This window comes from Krasilnikovia cinnamomea, assembly GCF_004217545.1.
GTDB lineage: Bacteria > Actinomycetota > Actinomycetes > Mycobacteriales > Micromonosporaceae > Actinoplanes > Actinoplanes cinnamomeus.
The window spans coordinates 896,609-916,778 of record NZ_SHKY01000001.1 but is presented as its reverse complement, the minus strand read 5'-3'; the positions used below and the strand labels follow the sequence as shown (position 1 = coordinate 916,778).

16 protein-coding genes are annotated in these 20,170 nt (G+C 74.7%); 9 read left to right on the top strand and 7 right to left on the bottom strand.

The features are described from left to right. Window positions 1–3: 3 nt before the first annotated feature. From EV385_RS04015 to EV385_RS03995, 5 genes are read right to left on the bottom strand one after another with little or no spacing between them, the layout of a single operon-like run. Complete coding sequence (locus tag EV385_RS04015; RefSeq protein WP_130508222.1) at window positions 4–1,293, bottom strand: cytochrome P450; 1,290 nt, start codon at window positions 1,291–1,293, stop codon at window positions 4–6. Further along, entirely contained in the window at window positions 1,290–2,036 is a 747-nt protein-coding gene (locus EV385_RS04010) for a glycosyltransferase family 2 protein (RefSeq protein WP_130508221.1), read from the bottom strand. Before EV385_RS04010 ends, EV385_RS04015 begins: the two co-directional genes overlap by 4 nt. Then, on the bottom strand, window positions 2,033–3,502 hold the full coding sequence (locus tag EV385_RS04005; protein ID WP_130508220.1) for an AMP-binding protein: 1,470 nt from the start codon (window positions 3,500–3,502) through the stop codon (window positions 2,033–2,035). Before EV385_RS04005 ends, EV385_RS04010 begins: the two co-directional genes overlap by 4 nt. Next, complete coding sequence (locus EV385_RS04000; RefSeq protein ID WP_207229743.1) at window positions 3,502–4,236, bottom strand: glycosyltransferase family A protein; 735 nt, start codon at window positions 4,234–4,236, stop codon at window positions 3,502–3,504. The genes EV385_RS04005 and EV385_RS04000 overlap by 1 nt, the downstream gene beginning before the upstream one ends. Next, entirely contained in the window at window positions 4,233–5,246 is a 1,014-nt protein-coding gene (locus EV385_RS03995) for a 3-oxoacyl-ACP synthase III family protein (RefSeq protein ID WP_130508219.1), read from the bottom strand. The genes EV385_RS04000 and EV385_RS03995 overlap by 4 nt, the downstream gene beginning before the upstream one ends. Window positions 5,247–5,367: 121 nt before the next feature. Here EV385_RS03995 and EV385_RS03990 point away from each other — a divergent pair, with 121 nt between their 5' ends. After that, window positions 5,368–6,927 (top strand): Na+/H+ antiporter, encoded by a 1,560-nt coding sequence (locus tag EV385_RS03990; protein WP_130508218.1) that lies wholly within the window; start codon window positions 5,368–5,370, stop codon window positions 6,925–6,927. Continuing rightward, window positions 6,924–7,187, top strand: coding sequence for a UBP-type zinc finger domain-containing protein (locus tag EV385_RS03985; protein WP_130508217.1), 264 nt, complete (start codon window positions 6,924–6,926; stop codon window positions 7,185–7,187). The genes EV385_RS03990 and EV385_RS03985 overlap by 4 nt, the downstream gene beginning before the upstream one ends. Window position 7,188: 1 nt before the next feature. Here the strand turns inward: EV385_RS03985 and EV385_RS03980 are convergent, their stop codons facing one another. Both EV385_RS03980 and EV385_RS03975 read right to left on the bottom strand, forming a co-directional pair. Continuing rightward, the gene (locus EV385_RS03980; protein ID WP_423203015.1) at window positions 7,189–8,511 is read right to left on the bottom strand and encodes a glycosyltransferase family 4 protein; all 1,323 of its coding nucleotides are present in this window, start codon (window positions 8,509–8,511) and stop codon (window positions 7,189–7,191) included. Continuing rightward, window positions 8,508–10,463, bottom strand: coding sequence for a glycogen debranching enzyme N-terminal domain-containing protein (locus EV385_RS03975; RefSeq protein ID WP_130508216.1), 1,956 nt, complete (start codon window positions 10,461–10,463; stop codon window positions 8,508–8,510). Before EV385_RS03975 ends, EV385_RS03980 begins: the two co-directional genes overlap by 4 nt. A gap of 193 nt (window positions 10,464–10,656) precedes the next feature. Here EV385_RS03975 and glgX point away from each other — a divergent pair, with 193 nt between their 5' ends. The 7 genes from glgX to EV385_RS03940 all read left to right on the top strand — a co-directional run bounded on the left by glgX (window position 10,657) and on the right by EV385_RS03940 (window position 20,169). Further along, window positions 10,657–12,768, top strand: coding sequence for a glycogen debranching protein GlgX (gene glgX / locus EV385_RS03970; protein WP_130508215.1), 2,112 nt, complete (start codon window positions 10,657–10,659; stop codon window positions 12,766–12,768). 4 nt (window positions 12,769–12,772) lie between these two features. Then, window positions 12,773–15,046, top strand: coding sequence for a malto-oligosyltrehalose synthase (treY, locus tag EV385_RS03965; protein WP_130508214.1), 2,274 nt, complete (start codon window positions 12,773–12,775; stop codon window positions 15,044–15,046). Continuing rightward, window positions 15,043–16,773 (top strand): malto-oligosyltrehalose trehalohydrolase, encoded by a 1,731-nt coding sequence (gene treZ / locus EV385_RS03960; RefSeq protein WP_130508213.1) that lies wholly within the window; start codon window positions 15,043–15,045, stop codon window positions 16,771–16,773. Before treY ends, treZ begins: the two co-directional genes overlap by 4 nt. Window positions 16,774–16,807: 34 nt before the next feature. Further along, window positions 16,808–17,215, top strand: coding sequence for a membrane protein insertion efficiency factor YidD (gene yidD, locus EV385_RS03955; protein ID WP_130508212.1), 408 nt, complete (start codon window positions 16,808–16,810; stop codon window positions 17,213–17,215). A gap of 55 nt (window positions 17,216–17,270) precedes the next feature. Beyond that, window positions 17,271–18,320 carry a transporter substrate-binding domain-containing protein gene (locus tag EV385_RS03950; RefSeq protein WP_130508211.1) on the top strand — a complete coding sequence of 350 codons (1,050 nt, stop codon included), beginning with the start codon at window positions 17,271–17,273 and terminating at the stop codon, window positions 18,318–18,320. Window positions 18,321–18,324: 4 nt separating this feature from the next. Then, entirely contained in the window at window positions 18,325–19,332 is a 1,008-nt protein-coding gene (locus EV385_RS03945; protein WP_130508210.1) for a hypothetical protein, read from the top strand. A gap of 114 nt (window positions 19,333–19,446) precedes the next feature. Next, a complete protein-coding gene (locus EV385_RS03940; protein ID WP_130508209.1) occupies window positions 19,447–20,169 on the top strand; it encodes a PP2C family protein-serine/threonine phosphatase in 723 nt (240 codons plus the stop codon). Window position 20,170: the final 1 nt, after the last annotated feature.

Here is a 20,170-nt window from a genome sequence, read left to right as displayed (position 1 = left end):
CGCTCACCGGGTCGGCCGCACCACCAGGCTGCGCCAGCCCGGCAGGGCCGACCGGCGGTCCACCCGCGCCCGCACCACCTCCGGCCGGTACGGCGCGAGCGCGGCCAGCAGATCCGCGAGCTGCGCCCGGGCCAGCCTCGCCCCCGGGCAGGCATGGGGGCCCGCACCGAACACCACCTGCGCCACCTGGGGCGGGGCCGGCGCGACCGGATCCGGATCGGACCGGTGCGCGTCCGCCGCGTGCCGGGTGACCAGCAGCAGCCGGTCCCCGGCCCGCACCGGGCAACCACCTGGCCCCGCCGTGGTGCCCAGCTCGCCCGGCCCTGCCGCCGTGGTGCCCAGATCACCCGGCCCTGCCGCCACCCGGGGCAGCAGTGGGGTGGGTGCGGTGACCCGCAGCAGCTCGTCGACCAGGGCGGGCCGGTCCGCGTAGCGCCACAGGTCCGCGTCGGCCGCCCACGCCGCGGCGCGTGGCAGCGCGGAGACCGTCGTGTTCACGGCGGCGGCCGCCAGCATCGCCGCCAGACCCGCCCCGCCACCGGCCAGCTCCGACCCGCCACCGGTCAGCCCCGCCCCGCCACCGGCCAGCCCCGCCCCGCCACCGGCCAGCCCCGCCCCGCCACCGGCCAGCCCCGCCCCGCCACCGGCCAGCTCCGACCCGCCACCGGTCGGCGCCGCGCCACCACCGGGCGCGCCCGGGCCGGTCGGCGGGCCGCCGCCGGGGGTGGTCAGGGCGGTGAGCCGGGTCGCCGCCCGCCGCGCCGCTCGCTGTGCGCGGCGGCGGCCGGGGCCCGGCAGGTGCGCGCGGGCGGCGGTCGCCCCGGCCTCCCGCGCGGCGTCCGCCAGCGTCAGCGGGTCGACCGCGACACCCAGCAGGGCCGCCGCGGTGACCCCGGCCAGCTCGGCCGCGACCGGTACGAGGTCCACCTCGCCGCCGTCCGCCAACGGCGCCAGGCCCCGCGCCAGGACGGCGGTCCACACCGGACGCAACCGGGCCACGCCGCTGGCGCCCAGGGCGTCCGCCAGCGCCCGCCGGGCCCGCCGGTGCTCGCCGCCGTGCTGGTCGAACAGCAGCTCGCCGCCGGTCAGCTCGGCCGCCACACCGCCCGTGGTGCCCGCCGCGGTCCGGTCCAACGGCACCCGGGTCAACGCGGCCAGGTACGCCGCCCGGTCGTGCACCAGCAGCGTGCCGCCGAGCCGCAGCACCGGGCGGCACCGGCTGAGCGCCAGCAACGCGAACAGGACGGGATGGCTGCCGAGATAGACCCGGCGGTCCCGGCGACGGGCTCTCATCGGACGTGCACCTCGGCGGGCGCGTACCGGCGGTCCCAGTGCCACAGCAGGGTCCGCCGTGGACCCCACGCCCGCAGTCGGCGCAGGCTCGCCTGCACGACCAGGTGCTCGGCGCGCACGATCCGGTCGGTGTGCCGCCGGGCCCGGTTCAGCAGGGTGACGTCCTCGGCGCCGTCCGCCAGCGCCTCCCTCGGGGTGCCGCCGCAGCGCAGGTACAGCTCCGCGGTGAGCGCCAGGTTGTGGCCGTGCACCAGCACGTACGGGGTGCGGAACGCGGGGTCGCGGTGGGCTTTGCGGAAGCGGCCGTACAGCGCGGCGAGGCGCACCGCGGCGGGGAAGACGTACCGGTGGACCGGGCCGGGGTGCTCGTCGCGGCGCGGGACGCTGCGCCCGCACACCAGCTCCGCCCCGCCCGCCAGCAGTGACCGGGCGGTGGCCACCCAGTCGCGCGCCGGGACACAGTCCGCGTCCGTACGGGCCAGCAGGGTGGCGCCGTGCGCGATGGCGTACCGGAATCCGGTGTCGGCGGCGGTGCCCGCCCCGGGCTGCGGCTCGCGGATCAGCCGTACGTCCAGCCCGCTGTCGCGGGCGAACGCGCGCACCACCCCGGCCGTGCCGTCCGTGCTGGCGTTGTCCACGACGACCAGGGTGAAGTCGGTGTCGGTCTGGGCGGCCAGTGCCCGCAGGGTGGCGGGGATCCACGCCTGCTCGTTGTACGCGGGCACCACCACGGCCAGCGTCATCGGTGTCCGCCCGCGGTGAGGTGGGCCGCGGCCAGGCGCGCGGCGGCGGCCCGGTCCGGTTTGCGGGACCGGCCCGCCAGCGGGACCCCGGTGAGCAGCACGTCGTCGGGGCGGGCGGCGCCCATCCGGGCCAAGGGGCCGCGCAGGGCGGCCCGCACCGTGGTCTCCGCGACGCCGGGTTCCGGTTGCACGAGGGCGACGACCCGCTCGTCACCGTCGTCGGCGGGCACCCCCACGAGCACCGCCAGCTCGACGCCGGGCACGTGCAGGGCGGGCTCGTACAGTCCGGGGTAGATGTTCTCGGCACCGCGCAGGATCATGTCCTTGCACCGGCCACCCAGCACCACCCGGCGGCCCTCGAGCCGGCCGACGTCGCCGGTCGCCACCCAGGTCATCGGCGGCTCACCGAGGTAGCGGTCGGCCGTGTTCGGGCCTGCGAGCAGGAGCTGGCCGTCGGCGTCGACACGTGCCCGCACGCCGGGCAGCAGCTCGCCGACGAGATCGCCCACGCCGTCGAATGCGGCCTTGCCGGCGGACTCGACGGCGGCGGCCGGGAACACCTCGGTCAGCGCGTACACCCCCCAGGCCTCGCGGGCGCCGGCGCGGCGGACCGCCGCCAGCAGGCCCGCGCTGACCGGCGCGGAACCGCTGTACACCCGGCCGGTGAACCGGGTGCCCGCGGCCAGGGCGGCGCGCAGTTGCGGCGGGGTCAAGTAGGTGGCCTGCGGACCGAGCCGGGCCGCCTGCCGGGCCAGCAGCCGGGGGCGGCGGGCGGGCAGCGCCACGGGAGCGCCCGCCGCCAGCGACGGGACCAGGACGAAGAACGTGCCGCCCAGCACGGCCGCACCCGGCACCGGCCGGACCAGTTCGGTCACCGCCCGCATCCCCGCGGCCAGGCTGGCCCGGGTGTGCACCACCGCGCGCGGCGAACTCGTGGTGCCCGACGTGAAGATCACCACGGCGTCGCCGTCGCCGTCGTACACCGGTGCCGGGCCGGTCGCGGGGGCCAGCGCCGGGGCGCTGCCGGGCAGCCGGGGCCCGATCGTCGCCGCCGGGGCCAGTGCGGTCAGGTCCGGCAGGGCCAGCTGGGCGCGCCGGGCCAGCGGGGCGGCCCACCCGGCCACCGCCTGCGCGGCCGCGTCGGCCAGCACCAGCCGGGGCGCGGCCACACCCAGCCGGGCCAGCAGCACGTCCGGGCCCGCGGTCGGGTCCAGCACGGCCACCCGCAACCCCAGCCGGTACGCGGCCAGCACCACCGCCAGTGACCGGGGCCCCGGCCGCACCGCCACGCCGACGGTGTCGCCCGGTGCGAGCCCGCGCGCGTGCAGCGCGGCCGCGTACCCGGCCGCCAGCCGGGACAGCTCGCCCCGGCGGGCCCGGACCACGGTGCGCCCGGTGCGCCCGGCGGTCAGGATCGCGGGGCGCTCGTCGTCGTCGCGCAGGCTCGCCAGCAGGTCGCCGAGCATCAGCGGGGATCCTGCGTACGCGCGCCGCTGCCCCGGTCCAGATACCACTTCGCGGTGCCGACCAGCCCGTACGCGCGCAGCCGCCGGGTCGAGTTCTCCACCACCATCCGCCGGTCGTGCCGGATCGCCGCGGTGGTACGCCGGACCCGGTTGAGGAAGGTGCGGTCGGTGGGGGACGGGCGCCGGGGCATCCCGCCGCATGCCTCGTACAGCTCGGGGGTGATCGCCATGTTGTTGCCCGCGTGCATCCGGTACGGCGCGAGGTACCCGGCGCCGCGGTGCGCGGGACGCAGCCGCCCGAACGCTCCCGCGATCGCGACCAGTGCCCCGAACGCGGCCCGGCCCACCGGCCCGTGCTCGTCGCGGCGGGCCGTGACCCGCCCGCACATCAGCCCGGCCCCGCCGACGAGCCCGGCCCGGGCGGCGGCCAGCCAGCCGGGGCGGGGCAGACAGTCGGCGTCCGTGCGGGCCAGCAGGGTGGCGCCGTGCGCGATGGCGTGCCGGAAGCCGGTGTCCACCGCGCAGCCCACCCCCTTCTCCGGTTCCACCAGCACGTGCACGCCGAACGGGGCGCGGGCCGCGAAACCGCGCGCGATGTCCGCCGTGCCGTCGGTCGAGCCGTTGTCGACCACCAGCAGCGTGAAGTCGGTGTCGGTCTGCGCGGCCAGCGCGTCCAGGGTCTGGCCGATCCGCCCCGCCTCGTTGTACGCGGGCACCACCACCCACATGCTCATGGGGACACCTCCCACACCATCGTCATGAGGCTGACCCCGCCGCCCAGGCCGACGAACAGCACCCGGTCGCCGGGGCGCAGCTGCGGCCGGATCCGGGCCAGCTGCACGCCGAGGGTCGCACTGGCCAGGTTGCCCAGCTCGGGCACGGTCACCACCAGCTTGTCCTCGGGCACCCCGGCCACCTCCACGAACCGGCGCAGGTACGGCCACGTCACCTGGTGCACCAGCACCCGCGCGTAGTCGTCCCAGCCCAGCCCGGTGCGGTGGGCGACCCGTTCCAGCAGGCCGAGCCCGATCTTCTCGAAGACCCCGCGCAGCTTGTGCCCGTCGCCGGTGAAGTAGGTGTGCTCGTCGCCGCGCGGGTGCCGGGACCCGCCACCGAAGATGCCGCCGACGTCCCAGTGCTGGGAGTGCGTCTCCGTGTCCACGTCGAGGATGCCGCCGCTGGCCACCGGCTCCACCAGCACGGCCGCCCCGGCGTCGCCGAACGTGAACCCGGCCAGCGCGGTGCGGGCCTGCGCCAGGTCGGCCAGCCGGGGGCGCATCGCGCGGGTCGGTGTCTCGCCGGTGACCACGAGCGCCCGCCGGGCCCGGCCGGACAGGATCATGGAGCGGGCCAGGTCGACGCCGTTGAGGAAGCTGTTGCAGGCGTTGGTGACGTCCAAGGCGTGCGCCCGTCCGCCGAGCGCGGACTGCACCACGTGGGCGGTCGCCGGTTCCACCATGTCGCGGGTCGCCGAGGCGTACAGCAGCAGGTCGATGTCGAGGGCGTGCAGGTCGGTCTCGGCCAGCACCTGCCGGGCGGCGCCGATCGCCAGGTCCGAGGCGTACTCGTCGTCCCGGGCGACCCGGCGCCGGTCGATCCCGGTGGCCTGCGCGAACATCCCGGCGGGCAGCGGCAGGCCGCTGGCCGCCGCCACCCGCTGCTGCAGGTCGGCGGTGGCCACCTCCTGCGCTGGCAGGTACGCGGCCGCCGCGGTGATCCCCACCCGGGGCACGGTCGATGTCATGCGGGCCAGCCTCCCCGGAACCGGTGTCGCACAGGTGAGTACGGCGACTCATTCTGGTTGCGCACGCGTACCCGGCGCAGCCCCGCGTCCCGGTGACCGGGATGTCTCTAAGCTTCCCGGCATGGAGGCCATCGTCGACACGGTCGTGCTCGTGACGATCAGCGTGCTCGGCGCGGCGCTGGCCCGGCGGTTCGGGCTGATCGCGCCGCTGGTGCTGCTGGTGGCCGGGCTGGGCCTGTCCTTCGTGCCGGGCGTCCCCGAGGTGCACCTGGAGCCGGAGCTGGTGCTGCTCGGCATCCTGCCACCGCTGCTGTACGTGGCGGCGCTGCGCACCTCCCTGCCGGCGTTCAAGGATGCCTTGCGCCCGATCCTGCTGCTGGCCGTGGGTCTCGTGGTGGTCAGCGCGTTCGCGGTCGGCGCCGTCGTGCACCTGCTGCTGCCCGAGGTGCCGTTCGCGGCGTGCCTGGCGCTGGGCGCGGTGGTCGCCCCGCCGGACGCGGTCTCGGCGACCGCGGTGGCGCGGCGGGTCGGGCTGCCCCGCCGGGTGGTCACCATCCTGGACGGCGAGAGCCTGCTCAACGACGCCAGCGCCCTGGTGCTGCTGCGGATCTCGGTGGGCGCGCTGCTCGGTTCGGCCGTGGGTTTCTGGGACATCGCCGGCCAGGTGGTGCTCAAGGCGGGCGGCGGGCTGCTGATCGGCCTGCTGGCCGCGATGGGCGCGGCGTGGCTGCACCGCCGCATCGAGGACCCGCTGCTCGACGACGCCCTGTCGGTGCTGGCGCCGTTCGTGGTGGTGATCGTCGCCGAGCGGCTGCACACCTCCAGCGTGGTCGCGGTCGTGGTGGCCGGGCTGTACCTGGGCCACCGGATCCCGTACCTGCTCTCGGCGACCTCCCGGCTGCAGATGGAGGCGGTGTGGCGGCTGCTGACGTTCCTGCTCGAAGGGGTCGTGTTCCTGCTGGTGGGGTTGCAGCTGCGGGAGCTGGTCGCGGGGCTGGAGACGCCGCCCGCCACCACGGCCGCGGTCACCGGCGCGGTGTTCGCCACGGTGGTGGTGGTCCGGTTCGCCTGGATGTACCCGGCCACGTACCTGGCCCGGCTGGTGCCGCGGGTGCGGGCCCGGGAGCAGCGGCCCGCCCCGGCGGTGCCCGCGATCGTGGCGTGGGCCGGGATGCGCGGCGTGGTCACGCTGGCGGCGGCGCTGACGCTGACCGAGTACGAGAACCTGCCGGGCGAGCTGTTCGTGTTCGTGGCGTTCGCGGTCATCGTGCTGACCCTGCTCGTGCACGGGACCACCCTGCCGTGGCTGTCCCGGCGCCTCGGCGTGGTGGAGGACACCAGCGCGCAGGACGCCCTGGCCGAGGCCGGGGTGCAGCACGCGGCCAGCCGGGCGGCGCTGACCGCGCTGGAGGACAACGCGGGCGGGGCCCCGCCCGCCGTGGTGGACCGGCTGCGGGCGCTCACCGACAGCCGGGCCAACGTGGCCTGGGAACGGCTCGGCAACCAGGCCCAGGAGACACCGTCGGCGGCGTACGGTCGGTTGCGGCGCGAGATGATCGCGGCGGAGCGGCACGTCTTCAAGGTGGCCCGCAACGAGGGCCGCATCCCCGAGGAGGTGCTGACCCGCGCTCAGCGCGAGCTCGACCTGGAGGAGTCCCAGTTGACCCGGAGTGACGATTGACCTGCCAGCATCTGAAGGAGGCCGGGGAGCCCGCCCCCCGGACGGCGTACGAGGACGGCTGCCCGCAGTGCGTCGCGGGTGGCCTCCACGACTGGGTGCACCTGCGGGAGTGCCTGAGCTGCGGGCTGGTGGCCTGCTGCGACTCCTCGCCGCGCCGGCACATGTCCGCCCACCACGACGAGACCGGTCACCCGGTGATGCGCTCGTACGAGCCGGGGGAGACGTGGCGGTGGTGCTTCGAGGACGAACTGCTCGGCTGAGTCAACCCGCCGGACGCGGGGTACGGGCCTGCCGGGCGGGCGGGATGGTGATGCCGGTGGCCAGCACGTTCCCGGTCTCCCGGGCGACCGGGCGGGCGTCGCCGGCATGGTCGAGCGCACCGAGGGCCGCGAGCGCATGCCCGGCCGCCGCGGCTCCGGCCGCCTCGTACACCTCGGCGGTGCGGGCGGCGATGCGCGGCCAGGCAAAGTCCTCGCGGGCGCGGCGCCGGGCCCGCCGGGCCAGCGACCGCGCGAACTCCCGGTCGGCCAGTACGGTGCCGACCGCCGCCGCCAGCGCCCCGGGATCGCCCGGCGGGAACGTCACCCCGGTGGCGCCGGGTTCGACGATCTCGGCCAGGCCGCCGGTGTCGGCCACGGCGACCGGGGTCCCCGCCGCGGCGGCCTCCAACGCCACCATGCCGAACGGCTCGTACAGGCTGGGCACCACGTAGCAGTCGGACGCGCCCATCAGGGCGGCCAGCTCGTGGCCGCCGAGGAACCCGGTGAAGGTCACGTCCGGCAGCCCGGCCGCCTGCGCCCGCAGGTCGTCGGCGTAGGGGCCGTCGCCCGCCACCACAACCCGCAGCCCGGGGTGACGCTCGCGCAGCATCGGCACCGCCGCGAGCAGGAACTGCACGCCCTTCTCGTAGACCAGCCGGCCCGCGTAGCTGACCAGGGGGGCGTCGCCGTCCGCGTACCGGCGCCGGGCCGCGGCCACCGCCCGGGGCCGGGCGTGCCAGCGCAGCGCGTCGACCCCGTTGGGCACCACCTCGGCGCGCTGCGGCGCCACAGCGAACAGCCGCAGCACCTCCCGGCGCATGTACTGCGAGCAGACGACGACCCGTACCGCCTCGTGGGCCAGCCAGCGTTCCAGGTCGTCGATGGTGCGGTTGTGCGCGGCGGGCAGCCAGCCCTGGTGCCGCCCCGACTCGGTGGCGTGGATCGTGGCGACCAGCGGCACGTCCAGGTGCTCGCGCAGGGTCACCCCGGGGTGCGCGGCCAGCCAGTCGTGGGCGTGCACCACGTCGTACCCGCCGGTGCGGGCGGCGCGCAGGGCGGCCCGGGTCAGAGCGTGGCCGAAACCCAGCGCCCACGCGAGCGGGTCCCCGGTGGCGGCCACGACCGGCGGCGCGTCCTCGGCGGCCCGTACGACGCGTACCCCCTCGGTGTACTGCTCGCGCAGCGCGCCCGGCGTGTGCCGGGTCACGACGGTGATCTCGTGTCCCGTGGCGGCCAGCGCGGTGGCCAGGGCGTGTACGTGCCGGCCGAGGCCGCCCACGAGCAGCGGCGGGTACTCCCAGCTCAGCATCAGCACCCGGGTCACCGGCAGCGCTCCCGTACCCGCAGCGCCTCGGCCACCGCCCGGGCCGAGAACGGGCGGCCGGTGGCCCGGTGCGGCGCGTCGCCGTCGGCGCTCTCGCTCACCGATCCGATGCCGTGCTCGTGCATGTGCGCCTCCAGTCCGCTCAGCAGACCCTCCGTCGGGCGGCCGGTCGCGGCGCAGGCGTCCGCGTACGGGCCGATGAGCCAGGGCCGGACCCGGCCCTGGTGTGCGGTGTCCGCCTGGTAGCCGTACTCGGTGGGCGCCAGGGTGCGCAGGCCGAGCGGGGTGAGCAGGGCGTCGCCGATCGACCGGACGGCCGCCGCGCCTTTGCCGTCCGCGCCGGCCAGCGGGCCGTACGGCAGGGACCAGGCCAGCAGCTGGTGCGGCCGCAGCGTGGGGTCGTCGTGGTGTGCCCCGCCGAGCGGGTACGCGGCGGCGGGGCCGTCGACCACGTCGTACAGCCAGCCCTCGGGGGCGGGGAACCGGGCGGCGAAGGACGCGTGGGCGCGGGCGTGCCGGGCGCGCAGCTCGGTGGAGTCGCGTCCGGCGAGGTCGTACAGGCCGGCGAGGGCGGCGAGCGCGTTGACCCACAGCGCGTTGATCTCGACCGTCTTGCCGGTACGCGGGGCGACGGCCGCCTGATCCGCCGGTGTGTGGCCGGTACCGGGGCTGACGCGCAGCAGCTGGTCGCCGGGGTCGACGTGCAGCGGACCGCTGCCGTCGAGGTGGGCGCGCAACAGTCGGCCCAGCGGGGTGCCCAGCTCCGCGGCGAGGTCGGTGTCCCCGATCCGGTGGACGTGCCGGTCGACCGCGTGCACCAGCCACAGTGGCGCGTGCGGGGCCCCGGAGTTCGCGGCCCCGGAGTGTGCGGCCCCGGAGTGTGCGGGCCCGGAGTGCGGGGCGCCTGGCGACGGGACGCCGGGGGACGGGGCGCTCGCGCGCGGGGCCGGGATGTCCGGCTCGGCCGGATGGGCCGCGCGGGCCGCCCGTACCGCCGCGCGGGTGCGTACCGTGAGCAGGTCGCGGCCCTCGTCGGCGCGGCCGCCGTCGAGCAGCAGCCCCTCGTACGCGGTCATCGTGTCGCCCGGGTGGTGGCCCGTCCACGGATATCCGGCGACCACGTCGGGCCCGCCGGGCCCGTGGATCACGAACGCGTCGGCGGCGAGCGCCAGCGCGCCCGCGTACCCGTCGCCCGCAGCGGTGACCAGCCGCCGCGCCCGCTGGCGTGCGGCGGCGACGACGGTGCCGGCGGGTGGCGGGCGCCGGGTGAGCTCGCCCGCCCAGGCGGAGATCTCCATGACACCGCCGGGGGTCACCCGTTCGAGGAAGGTGCCCGCGAACCACAGGTCCTCGACGGCGCCGTCGGCGCGGGTGCGCGCCCCCAGGTGCCACGTCCCGCCGGGCTGCCAGCCGGGCCCGGCCAGCCGGAACGCGTCCGCCACCACCGCGCCGTCGGCCACCTGCTCGACCCGGGAGTAGTGCGCGCCGCACATCGCGGCGACGGCCAGGCTGACCGGTTCCGGCGCGGCCACCACCCGGTGCACGACGGCGAGGCCGGGCTGCCCGCGGGCCATCGCGAGTTCCCGCTCGACGACCACCTCGCCGACCCGCCACCGCCACCGGGGCAGGCCGTCGGCCAGCGTGAACGTCTCCAGGTGGCGATGCCCGGCGGGGGAGACCGCACCGGAGGCCCACTCGTGGCTGAACAGCGGCACCGCCGTACCCGAGGGCAGGGTGACGGTGAGGTCCAGCGCCGCGAGGCCCACCCGCCCGGTCCCGCCCGCCGGGTCCGCGACCGTCAGCAGGGCGTGCTCGCGGCGGGTGCGCAGGCCCGCGACCGTGCCCGCGGCGAAGCCGCCCAGCCCGTCGACCACCAGCCATTCGCGTCCGGCACCCGCGGTGTCCGCCAGCGAGGCGCACACCTGGGGACCGAAGCGGATGGGCGGGATCATCGCCGGGCGGGTCCGGCGCCGCGCGGGCGCGGTGGTGGTAGCTCGGTCAGCGGCACGGTCACCCTTATGCTCGAAAGTGGATCCCGCGGGCGGTCTGCGGGTAACCGGACAGTCGCGCAGACGTTATCAGCCGAATCGGTCAGAATGGCTGGTGACGCGGCCGCAGGCCTGACGGTCGAGGGTGGGAGACGACATGCAGGTGTGGCCGGGACACCGGTATCCACTGGGCGCGACCTACGACGGCACGGGCACGAACTTCGCGATCTTCTCCGAGGTCGCTGAGGCCGTCGAGCTGTGCCTGTTCGACCCGTCCGGCAACGAGCGCAAGGTCCAGTTGCACGAGCAGGACGCGTTCGTCTGGCACGCCTACCTGCCCGGCATCGAGCCCGGCCAGCGCTACGGCTACCGGGTGTACGGCCCGTACGACCCGGCGCGGGGCCTGCGGTGCAACCCGCACAAGCTGCTGCTCGATCCGTACGCGCGGGCGATCGACTCGGACATCGACTGGCACCCGTCGCTGTACGCGTACGACTTCGACAGCCCGGATCAGATGTCGGATCTGGACTCGGCGCCGCACATGGCCAAGGGCGTGGTGGTCAACCCGTACTTCGACTGGGGCAACGACCGGCGCCCGGACATCCCGTACCACCATTCGGTGATCTACGAGACGCACGTGAAGGGGCTGACCCAGCGGCATCCGGAGGTGCCGCGGGAGCTGCGCGGCACGTACGCCGCGCTGGGCCACCCGGCGATCATCGAGCATCTCAAGGGCCTCGGGATCACCGCGGTGGAGCTGATGCCGGTGCACCAGTTCGTGCACGACAACCGGCTGGTCGACCTGGGGCTGCGCAACTACTGGGGCTACAACACCCTCGGTTTCTTCGCGCCGTACCACGGGTACTCGGCGATGGGGGCGCTGGGCCAGCAGACCCAGGAGTTCCGGGGGATGGTCAAGGCCCTGCACGCCGCGGGCATGGAGGTGATTCTCGACGTCGTGTACAACCACACCGCCGAGGGCAACCACCTGGGGCCCACGATGAGCCTCAAGGGCATCGACAATCGCACCTACTACCGGCTGGTCGACGACCAGCCGGTTTTCTACATGGATTACACGGGCACGGGTAACAGCCTGAACGTGCGCAGCCCGCAGAGCCTGCAGCTGATCATGGATTCGCTGCGGTACTGGGTGACCGAGATGCACGTCGACGGCTTCCGCTTCGACCTGGCCTCCACCCTGGCCCGCGAGTTCTACGACGTCGACCGGCTGTCCACGTTCTTCGAGGTGGTGCAGCAGGACCCGGTGGTCGGCCAGGTGAAGCTCATCGCCGAGCCGTGGGACGTCGGCCCCGGCGGCTACCAGGTGGGCAACTTCCCGCCGAACTGGACGGAGTGGAACGGCAAGTACCGCGACACCGTGCGCGACTTCTGGCGCGGCGAGCCGGCCACCCTGGCGGAGTTCGCCAGCCGGATCACCGGTTCGGCCGACCTGTACCAGGACGACGGCCGCAAGCCGTTCCACTCGATCAACTTCGTCACCGCGCACGACGGGTTCACCCTCGCGGACCTGGTGTCGTACAACGACAAGCACAACGAGGCCAACGGCGAGGAGAACCGGGACGGGGAGAGCCACAACCGGTCCTGGAACTGCGGGGTGGAGGGCCCCACCGACGATCCGGCGGTGCTGGAGCTGCGGGCCCGGCAGCGGCGCAACTTCCTGGCCACCCTGATGCTCAGCCAGGGCGTGCCGATGATCTCGCACGGCGACGAGCTGGGCCGCACCCAGCAGGGCAACAACAACGCGTACTGCCAGGACGACGAGCTGGCCTGGATCGACTGGGACAACGCCGACGAGCAGCTGCTGGAGTTCACCCGCAAGCTGACCGCGTTCCGCCACCGGCACCAGGTGTTCCGCCGCCGCCGCTTCTTCACCGGCCTGCCCGTGACGGCCCGTGGCGGCGGCGACCCCCTGGAGGATCTCGCCTGGTTCACCCCGGACGGCCGGGAGATGACCGGCGACGACTGGGGCAACGACTTCGGCCGGGCCGTCGCGCTGTTCGTCAACGGCGAGGGCATCCGCGAACGCGGCCAGTACGGCCAGCGCCACGTCGACTCGTCGTTCCTGCTGTTCTTCAACGCGCACGACGCGCCGATCGAGTTCTCCACCCCGCCCATCGACTACGGCGAGAAGTGGGAGGTCGTCATCGACACCGCCGAACCGTCCCCGCACCGGCACCCGATGGTGGAGGCCGGCTCCAAGATCCTGGTCCCGGACCGTTCCCTGATGGTGCTGGACCGGACGGTCTGAGACCATGCCCCCGGCCACCCCCACCGCCACGTACCGGGTCCAGGTCCGTCCCGACTTCGACCTCAAGGCCACCGCCGAACTCTCCGACTACCTCGCGGAGCTGGGCGTCAGCCACCTCTACACCGCCCCCCTGCTGACCGCCGCCCCGGGCTCCGAGCACGGCTACGACGTGGTCGACCACCGCCAGGTGAATCCGCAGCTCGGCGGTGAGCAAGGCCGGCTCGGGCTGGTGACCGCGCTGCGCGCCGCCGGGCTGGGCCTGGTCGTCGACATCGTGCCCAACCACGCCGGCGTCGCCACCGCCGCCGCCAACCCGACCTGGTGGGACGTGCTCAAGCACGGCCCCGACTCGCGGTACGCCGACTGGTACGACATCGACTGGTCGCGCGGTCGGCTGCTGCTGCCGGTCCTGGCGGACGAACCGGACGCGCTGGACCGGCTCACCGTCTCCGGCGACGAACTGCACTACTACGAGCACCGGTTCCCGATCGCGGACGGCACCGGCGACGGTTCCGCCCGCGAGATCCACGACCGCCAGCACTACGAGCTGGCGGCCTGGACCCGAGGCGACGCCGAGCTGAACTACCGGCGCTTCTTCGGGATCGCCGGGCTGGCCGGGCTGCGCGTCGAGGACCCGGACGTCTTCGCCGCCACCCACGCCGAACTGCTGCGCTGGTACGCCGAGGGCGCCGTGCAGGGCATCCGGGTGGACCACCCGGACGGCCTGCGCGACCCGGGCGAGTACCTGGAACGGCTGCACGAGGCCGCCCCCGACGCCTGGATCGTGGTGGAGAAGATCCTGGCGCCGGGCGAGCCGCTGCCGCCCTGGCCGATCGCGGGCACCACCGGCTACGACGCCCTCGCGGAGGTCAGCGGCGTCTTCGTGGACACCACCACGGAGGCGTTCTTCGACACCCTCGACCACCACCTGACCGGCCGCGAGATGTCCTGGCACAACCTGGTGCACGACACCCGGTTCCACGTCGCCACGACCATGCTGGCCGCCGAGCTGGGCCGGATGAGCCGGTTGGCGCCGGAGCTGGACGCGGGCCCCGGCCTGGCCGAGCTGGCCGCCTGCTTCCCGGTCTACCGCACCTACCTGCCGTTCGGCTCGCGGCACCTGGCCCGGGCCCGCGCCGAGGCGGGGCGGCGCCGCCCCCAGCTCATCTCGACCCTCGACCAGCTCACCACCCGGCTGCGCAACCCGGCCGACGAGCTGGCGCAACGGTTCCAGCAGTTCAGCGGCGCGGTCACCGCCAAGGGCGTGGAGGACACCGCGTTCTACCGGTGGACCCGGTTCACGGCCCGCAACGAGGTCGGCACCGACCCGACGAAGTTCGGGCTCACGGTGGACGAGTTCCACGACGCGGCGCAGGAACGCCAGCAGACCTGGCCCACCGGGATGACCACGCTGTCCACTCACGACACCAAGCGCGGCGAGGATGTCCGCGCGCGGCTGGCCGTCCTGGCCGAGCTGCCCGGTGACTGGACCGAGGTGATCCGCCGCTGGGTGCGGATCGCCCCGCTGCCCGACCGGTCGCTGGCCCACCTGATCTGGCAGGCCGCGGTCGGTGCGTGGCCGATCGAGCGGGAACGGCTGCATGCGTACGCGCTCAAGGCCGCCCGGGAGGCCGGGACCGTGACCTCCTGGCAGCGGCCCGACGAACGGTTCGAGGCCGCTCTGCGCGCCATGGTGGACACCATCTACGACGATCCGGCGCTGCACCGCGAGGTGTCCGACTTCGTGGCCGCGATCACCCCGCCCGGCTGGTCGAATTCGCTCGGCCAGAAGCTCGTCCAGCTCACCATGCCCGGCGTGCCGGACACCTACCAGGGCGCGGAGCTGTGGGACCACTCGCTGGTGGACCCGGACAACCGGCGGCCGGTCGACTTCGGTGAGCGGCGGGCCCTGCTGGCCCGCCTCGACGAGGGCTGGCAGCCGCCGGTCGACGCGACCGGCGCCGCCAAGCTGCTGGTGACCAGCCGGGCCCTGCGGCTGCGCCGCCGGCATCCCGAGCTGTTCGGCACCTACCGGCCGGTGTTCGCCCAGGGGCGGGTAGGCGAGCACGCGCTCGTGTTCGACCGCGGCGGCGTCGTCGTGGTCGCCACCCGGCTGCCGGTCGGCCTGGCCCGCCACGGCGGCTGGCACGACACCGCGTTGAGCCTGGACGGCTCCCGCCTCACCGACGTCCTCACGGACACCGAGTTCGGGGGCCGCCACGTCGCGGTCGCCGACCTGCTGGCCACGTACCCCGTCGCGTTGCTGGTGAAGCAGTGACCGTCTTCGAAGTGTGGGCGCCGGAGCGGACCGTCCGGCTGCGGGTCGGCGGCGCGGACCGGGACATGGCACGCGGCGACGGCGGCTGGTGGCGCCTGGAGGTGCCGGAGGCGGGGCCGGGCGCGGACTACGCGTACCTGCTGGACGGGCAGGACGGCGCGCTGCCGGACCCGCGCTCGCGCTGGCAGCCCGCCGGGGTGCACGGCCCCAGCCGGGTGTACGACCACGCCGCCTTCGCCTGGACCGACGCCGGGTGGACCGGCCGCCAACTGCCCGGCAGCGTGCTGTACGAGCTGCACGTCGGCACGTTCACCGCGCAGGGCACGTTCGACGCCGCGATCGCCCGGCTGGACCACCTCGTCGACCTCGGCGTCGACCTGGTGCAACTGCTGCCGGTCAACGCGTTCAACGGCGACCGCAACTGGGGCTACGACGGCGCCTGCTGGTACGCGCCCCACGAGGGGTACGGCGGCCCCGATGGCCTGAAACGCTTCGTCGACGCCTGCCACGGCCGTGGCCTGGGCGTGGTGCTGGACGTGGTGTACAACCACTTCGGCCCCAGCGGGGCGTACGCGCCCGCGTTCGCGCCGTACCTGGCCGCGTCGGGCAGCAACCCGTGGGGTGCCGCCGTGAACCTCGACGGGCCGCGCTCGGACGGGGTGCGCCGGTACATCATCGACAGCGCCCTGGCCTGGCTGCGCGACTACCACGTCGACGGCCTGCGCCTCGACGCCGTGCACGCCCTGGTCGACCACACCGCGACGCACCTGCTGGAGGAACTGGCCGTCGAGGTGGCCGCCCTCTCGGCGCACCTGCGCCGCCCGCTGACCCTGATCGCCGAGTCGGACCTCAACGACCCACGGCTCATCACCCCCCGGGAGGCGGGCGGGTACGGCCTGCAGGCGCAGTGGGACGACGACGTGCACCACGCGCTGCACGCCCTGCTCACCGGCGAGCGGCAGGGCTACTACGGCGACTTCGGCTCGCTGGAGTGCCTGCGTACCGTGCTGGAGGGGGGGTTCTTCCACGCCGGGACGTGGTCGAGCTTCCGGGAGCGCCGGCACGGCCGCCCGGTCGACCGGCGCATCCCGGGGCACCGGTTCGTCGCCTACCTGCAGAACCACGACCAGATCGGCAACCGGGCCACCGGCGACCGGCTGTCCGCGATCCTGTCTCCGGGGCTGCTCAAGGTGGGCGCCACGCTGCTGCTGACCGGGCCGTTCACCCCGATGCTGTTCATGGGGGAGGAGTGGGCGGCCGGCACCCCGTGGCAGTTCTTCACCGGCCACCCCGAGACCGACCTGGCCGACGCGGTGCGCCGGGGGCGGCGCCGCGAGTTCGCCGCGCACGGCTGGGCCGAGGCCGACGTGCCGGACCCGCAGGACCCGGCCACCTTCGCCCGTTCCACCCTGGACTGGTCGGAGCTGGACAAACCGGGCCACGCCGAGCTGCTGGACCTGCACCGGCGGCTGATCGCCCTGCGCCGCGAGCGTGCCGAACTGACCGACCCGGACCTGAGCAAGGTGTCGGTGTGGCACGGCGAGGACTTCGTCGTGGTCCGGCGGGGCCGGTGCGCGATCGCCGCGAACCTGGCCGCGCGGGCGCAGGCGGTGGACCTGCGGGCACCCGTGGGCGCGGTGCTGCTGGCCACCGAGCCGGGCGTGGCGGCCCGCGACGACGGGGTCGAGCTGCCGCCCGAGTCGGCGGCGGTGATCGAGTACCGCTGACCCTGGCTCCGGGTGCTCGCCTCGCTCCGTCACCATGGTCGCCGTGAAACATCGCAGCAAGTGGTACAGCCGGAGCCGGCGGAACAGGCGGAAGAAGGACCGATGGTGGGAGCACTGCGACTGCGCCTGCGACTTCTGCGACCTGCCGTTCTGTGACCTGAGCCTGGTGTCGTTCGGGCTGCTGGCGGCGGGCCGGCTGGGCGGGCGGTCGGCGACCGGCGGCGCCGCCGTGTCGGACCGGGCGGCGCTGGCCGCCATCCGGGCGTACCGGAAGGTGTCGCCCCGGCTGCCCACCCGGTGCCGGTTCACCCCGACGTGCAGCGCCTACGGCCACGAGGCGATCAGCCGGTACGGTCTGCGTCGCGGGTCCGCCCTGGCCGCCGCGCGGGTTCGCCGCTGCCGCCCCGGTGTGGCGGAGGGAACAGCCGACCCCGTTCCGTGACCTTCCTGCGGCACCATGTGATCCCGCCGCAGTTCGAGAGTGGAGTGTTCAGACGATGGGGGACGCGCGCGGCCTGGAGCCGGTGACGCCGAGCGCCGAGGAGCCGGCCGCCGAGGAGCCGGCCGCCGAGGAGCCGACCGCCGAGGAGTCGGCGGCCGACCGGATCCTGCCCCGGCGCAGCGCCATGGCCGTGCGGCTGGTGGCCCTGGCCGTGGCGCTGGTGCTGGCGATCGTGCTGGCGTTCGTGGTGGTGGTGTTCACCGGGCCGCCGTCCGTCGACGAGCTGCGGGTGCAGGCCGGGCTCGACGGCAAGCGGGAGCTGCTCATCGGCGTGAAGGACGACCAGCCCGGCGTCGCCCAGTACGCGGACGGCCGGTGGACCGGCTTCGACATCGACATCGCGTACCTGATCGCCGAGGAACTCGGCTTCCGGCGCAGCGAGATCCGCTTCCTGTCCATCGAGAGCGAGGACCGGGCCCGCATGCAGGCCACCGACCGCAACGGCGAACGCGTCGGGGTCGACATGGTCATCGCCAGCTACAGCATCACCCCGGCGCGGGAACAGATGGCCGGGGTGACGTTCTCCGCGCCGTACCTGTACACCGAGCAGGCCGTGATGACCCGGCGCGGCCACGCCCCCGTGTCCTCGCTGGAGGATCTGAAGGGCCGCAGGGTGTGCAGCCTGGCCGCCTCCACGAGCGAGTCCCCGGCGACGCGGGTCGGCGCGTTGTTGAGCAGCCGCAAGAAGATCAGCGAGTGTTTCGCGGCACTGGACCGCGACGACTTCGACGCGATCACCACCGACGCCGCGATCCTGGCCGGATACAAGGCGAAATTCCCGGGGAAGTACGACCACTGGGACATCGGTCTCGACATCACCGAGGCGTGGGGTGTGAACGTCGGCGAGAACCCCGCCCTGCGTGACCTGGTGAACCTCGCGCTCTACCGGTCCCGCAACGATCCCAAGGACAACCGGTGGGAGGAGGCCTTCGACCGCAACTTCCGGGTCGAGGAGGCGGTCAACGAGCCCGCCCCGATCGCGGTGGGCGCCCAGCCCGCCGTCGAGGAACCCAGCGTCCGGCAGTGGCCGTGGGAACGGGTCTGACCGGGTGACCGAGCCGGTCCCGACAGCGCCCCGGCGCTCGCAGCAGAACTGGCTGCTGGCGGTCCTGCCCGCGTTCCCGCTGCTGCTGCTCGTCCTGCGGTTGTGGTATCTGAGCCGCCAGGACCTGCCGACCATGCTGCTGCTGGTCCAGTACGTCAACCCGCTCGGCATGATCAGCGCCCTGTTCATCACGCTGGCGTGGTCCGTACCCGCGGTCGTGCTCGTCCTGCGGGCGCTGGGCGGCCTGCTGCTGGTCAGCGCGCGGGACCAGGCCCGGGCCACCCGCTCGCTGCTGGCGGTGACCGCGCAGCGGATGCCCGACTGGGTGGTGGTCGTCGCCGCGTTGCTGGCCGCGTTCACCTGGCAGCTGCGCTTCCTGCCCGCACTGGTCATGCTGCTGGTGGTCATCATGGGCCTGACCGCCTGGCAGCGGCATCCGGACGACCGGCTCGTGCTGCGGGTGGTGTCGGTCGGGGTGCCGGTGGCCGCGGCCGCCGTGGTGTTCGTGTGGGTGCTGCCCGGCATCGTGGACGCGGTCCGGCGCGGCGAGGCCGCCACGGCCGTGCTGCTGCTGGCGCCACCGCTGCTGGGCACGATGCTGGCCGGTCCGGTGCCGGTCCGCTTCGCCCGGCTGGCCACGCACTGGCCCGCGGTGCTGGCGGCGCTGATCGCCCCGTTCGTCGTCGGGGTGGTGTTCCTGCGGGCGCCGATCCTGCCCACCTCGGCGGTCGAGGTCGCCACGGGCAACGGCGTGGAGGTGCTGCGCGGGCAGGTCATCACGGTCGACGACGTGGCCACCACGATCATCGACCGGGACGGCCTGGTCCACTTCGTCCGCAACACGGACCTGCGTACTCGGACGATCTGCCCCGAAACGGCGCAGGTCCCCGCAAGTGCCGTGGAGGTGCGCGGTTGGCCCGTCGAGGCGTCCGTACTCGAATGGGTGGCCCCCGCCCGGCGCCTCGCCGCCCTGGACCCCAGGTGCCTCGGCAGGCCCCTCGACCCGGGCTGAGCGGCGCCTCGCCGCGCTCGCCGGCCCTTCCCGGTGCGGGCCCGCCCGTCCCCGGGGGCCAAAGGCGGTGACCGCGTGCAGACAGGCTCGACCCGACCTGGCAGGCTGCACGCCATGACCTTGCACCTTCGGTGGGCCGCCGTCACCGACCAAGGACGAGTCCGCAGCACCAACCAGGACTGTTTCTACGCCGGTGACCGTTTGCTGGTCGTCGCCGACGGAATGGGTGGCATGGCCGCGGGCGACGTGGCGAGCCGCATCGCCATCGATGCGATGACCTCGCTGGACGTCCCGATCGACAACGATCAGCAGATGGACGCCCTGCACAAGGCGCTGGAGGTGGCCAACGGCAAGATCGCCGAGACGGTCGCCGCCGACGCCGCCCTGGTCGGCATGGGCACCACGCTGACGGCGGTCATCTTCTCCGGCGACCGGGCGGCGCTCGCCCACGTCGGCGACTCCCGCGCCTACCTGCTGCGCGACGGCCGGCTCAACCAGCTCACCAAGGACGACACGTACGTGCAGATGCTGGTCGACCAGGGGCTGATCCGCCCCGAGGAGGCGGGCAGCCACCCGCGCCGGGCGGTGGTCACCCAGGCGCTGCAGGGTGAGCCGGTCAGCCCCGCGTACGTCATCGTGGAGCCGGTCTCCGGCGACCGTTGGCTGCTGTGCAGCGACGGGCTCACCGGGGTTGTCGCGCCGGAGCAGATCGAGGCCGAGATGCTCCAGGTCGCCGACCCGCAGGAGTGCGCCGAGCGCCTCGTGCAGCTGGCCCTCGACGGCGGCGGCCCCGACAACGTCACGGTCATCATCGCCGACCTGACCGTCGCGCCCTGAC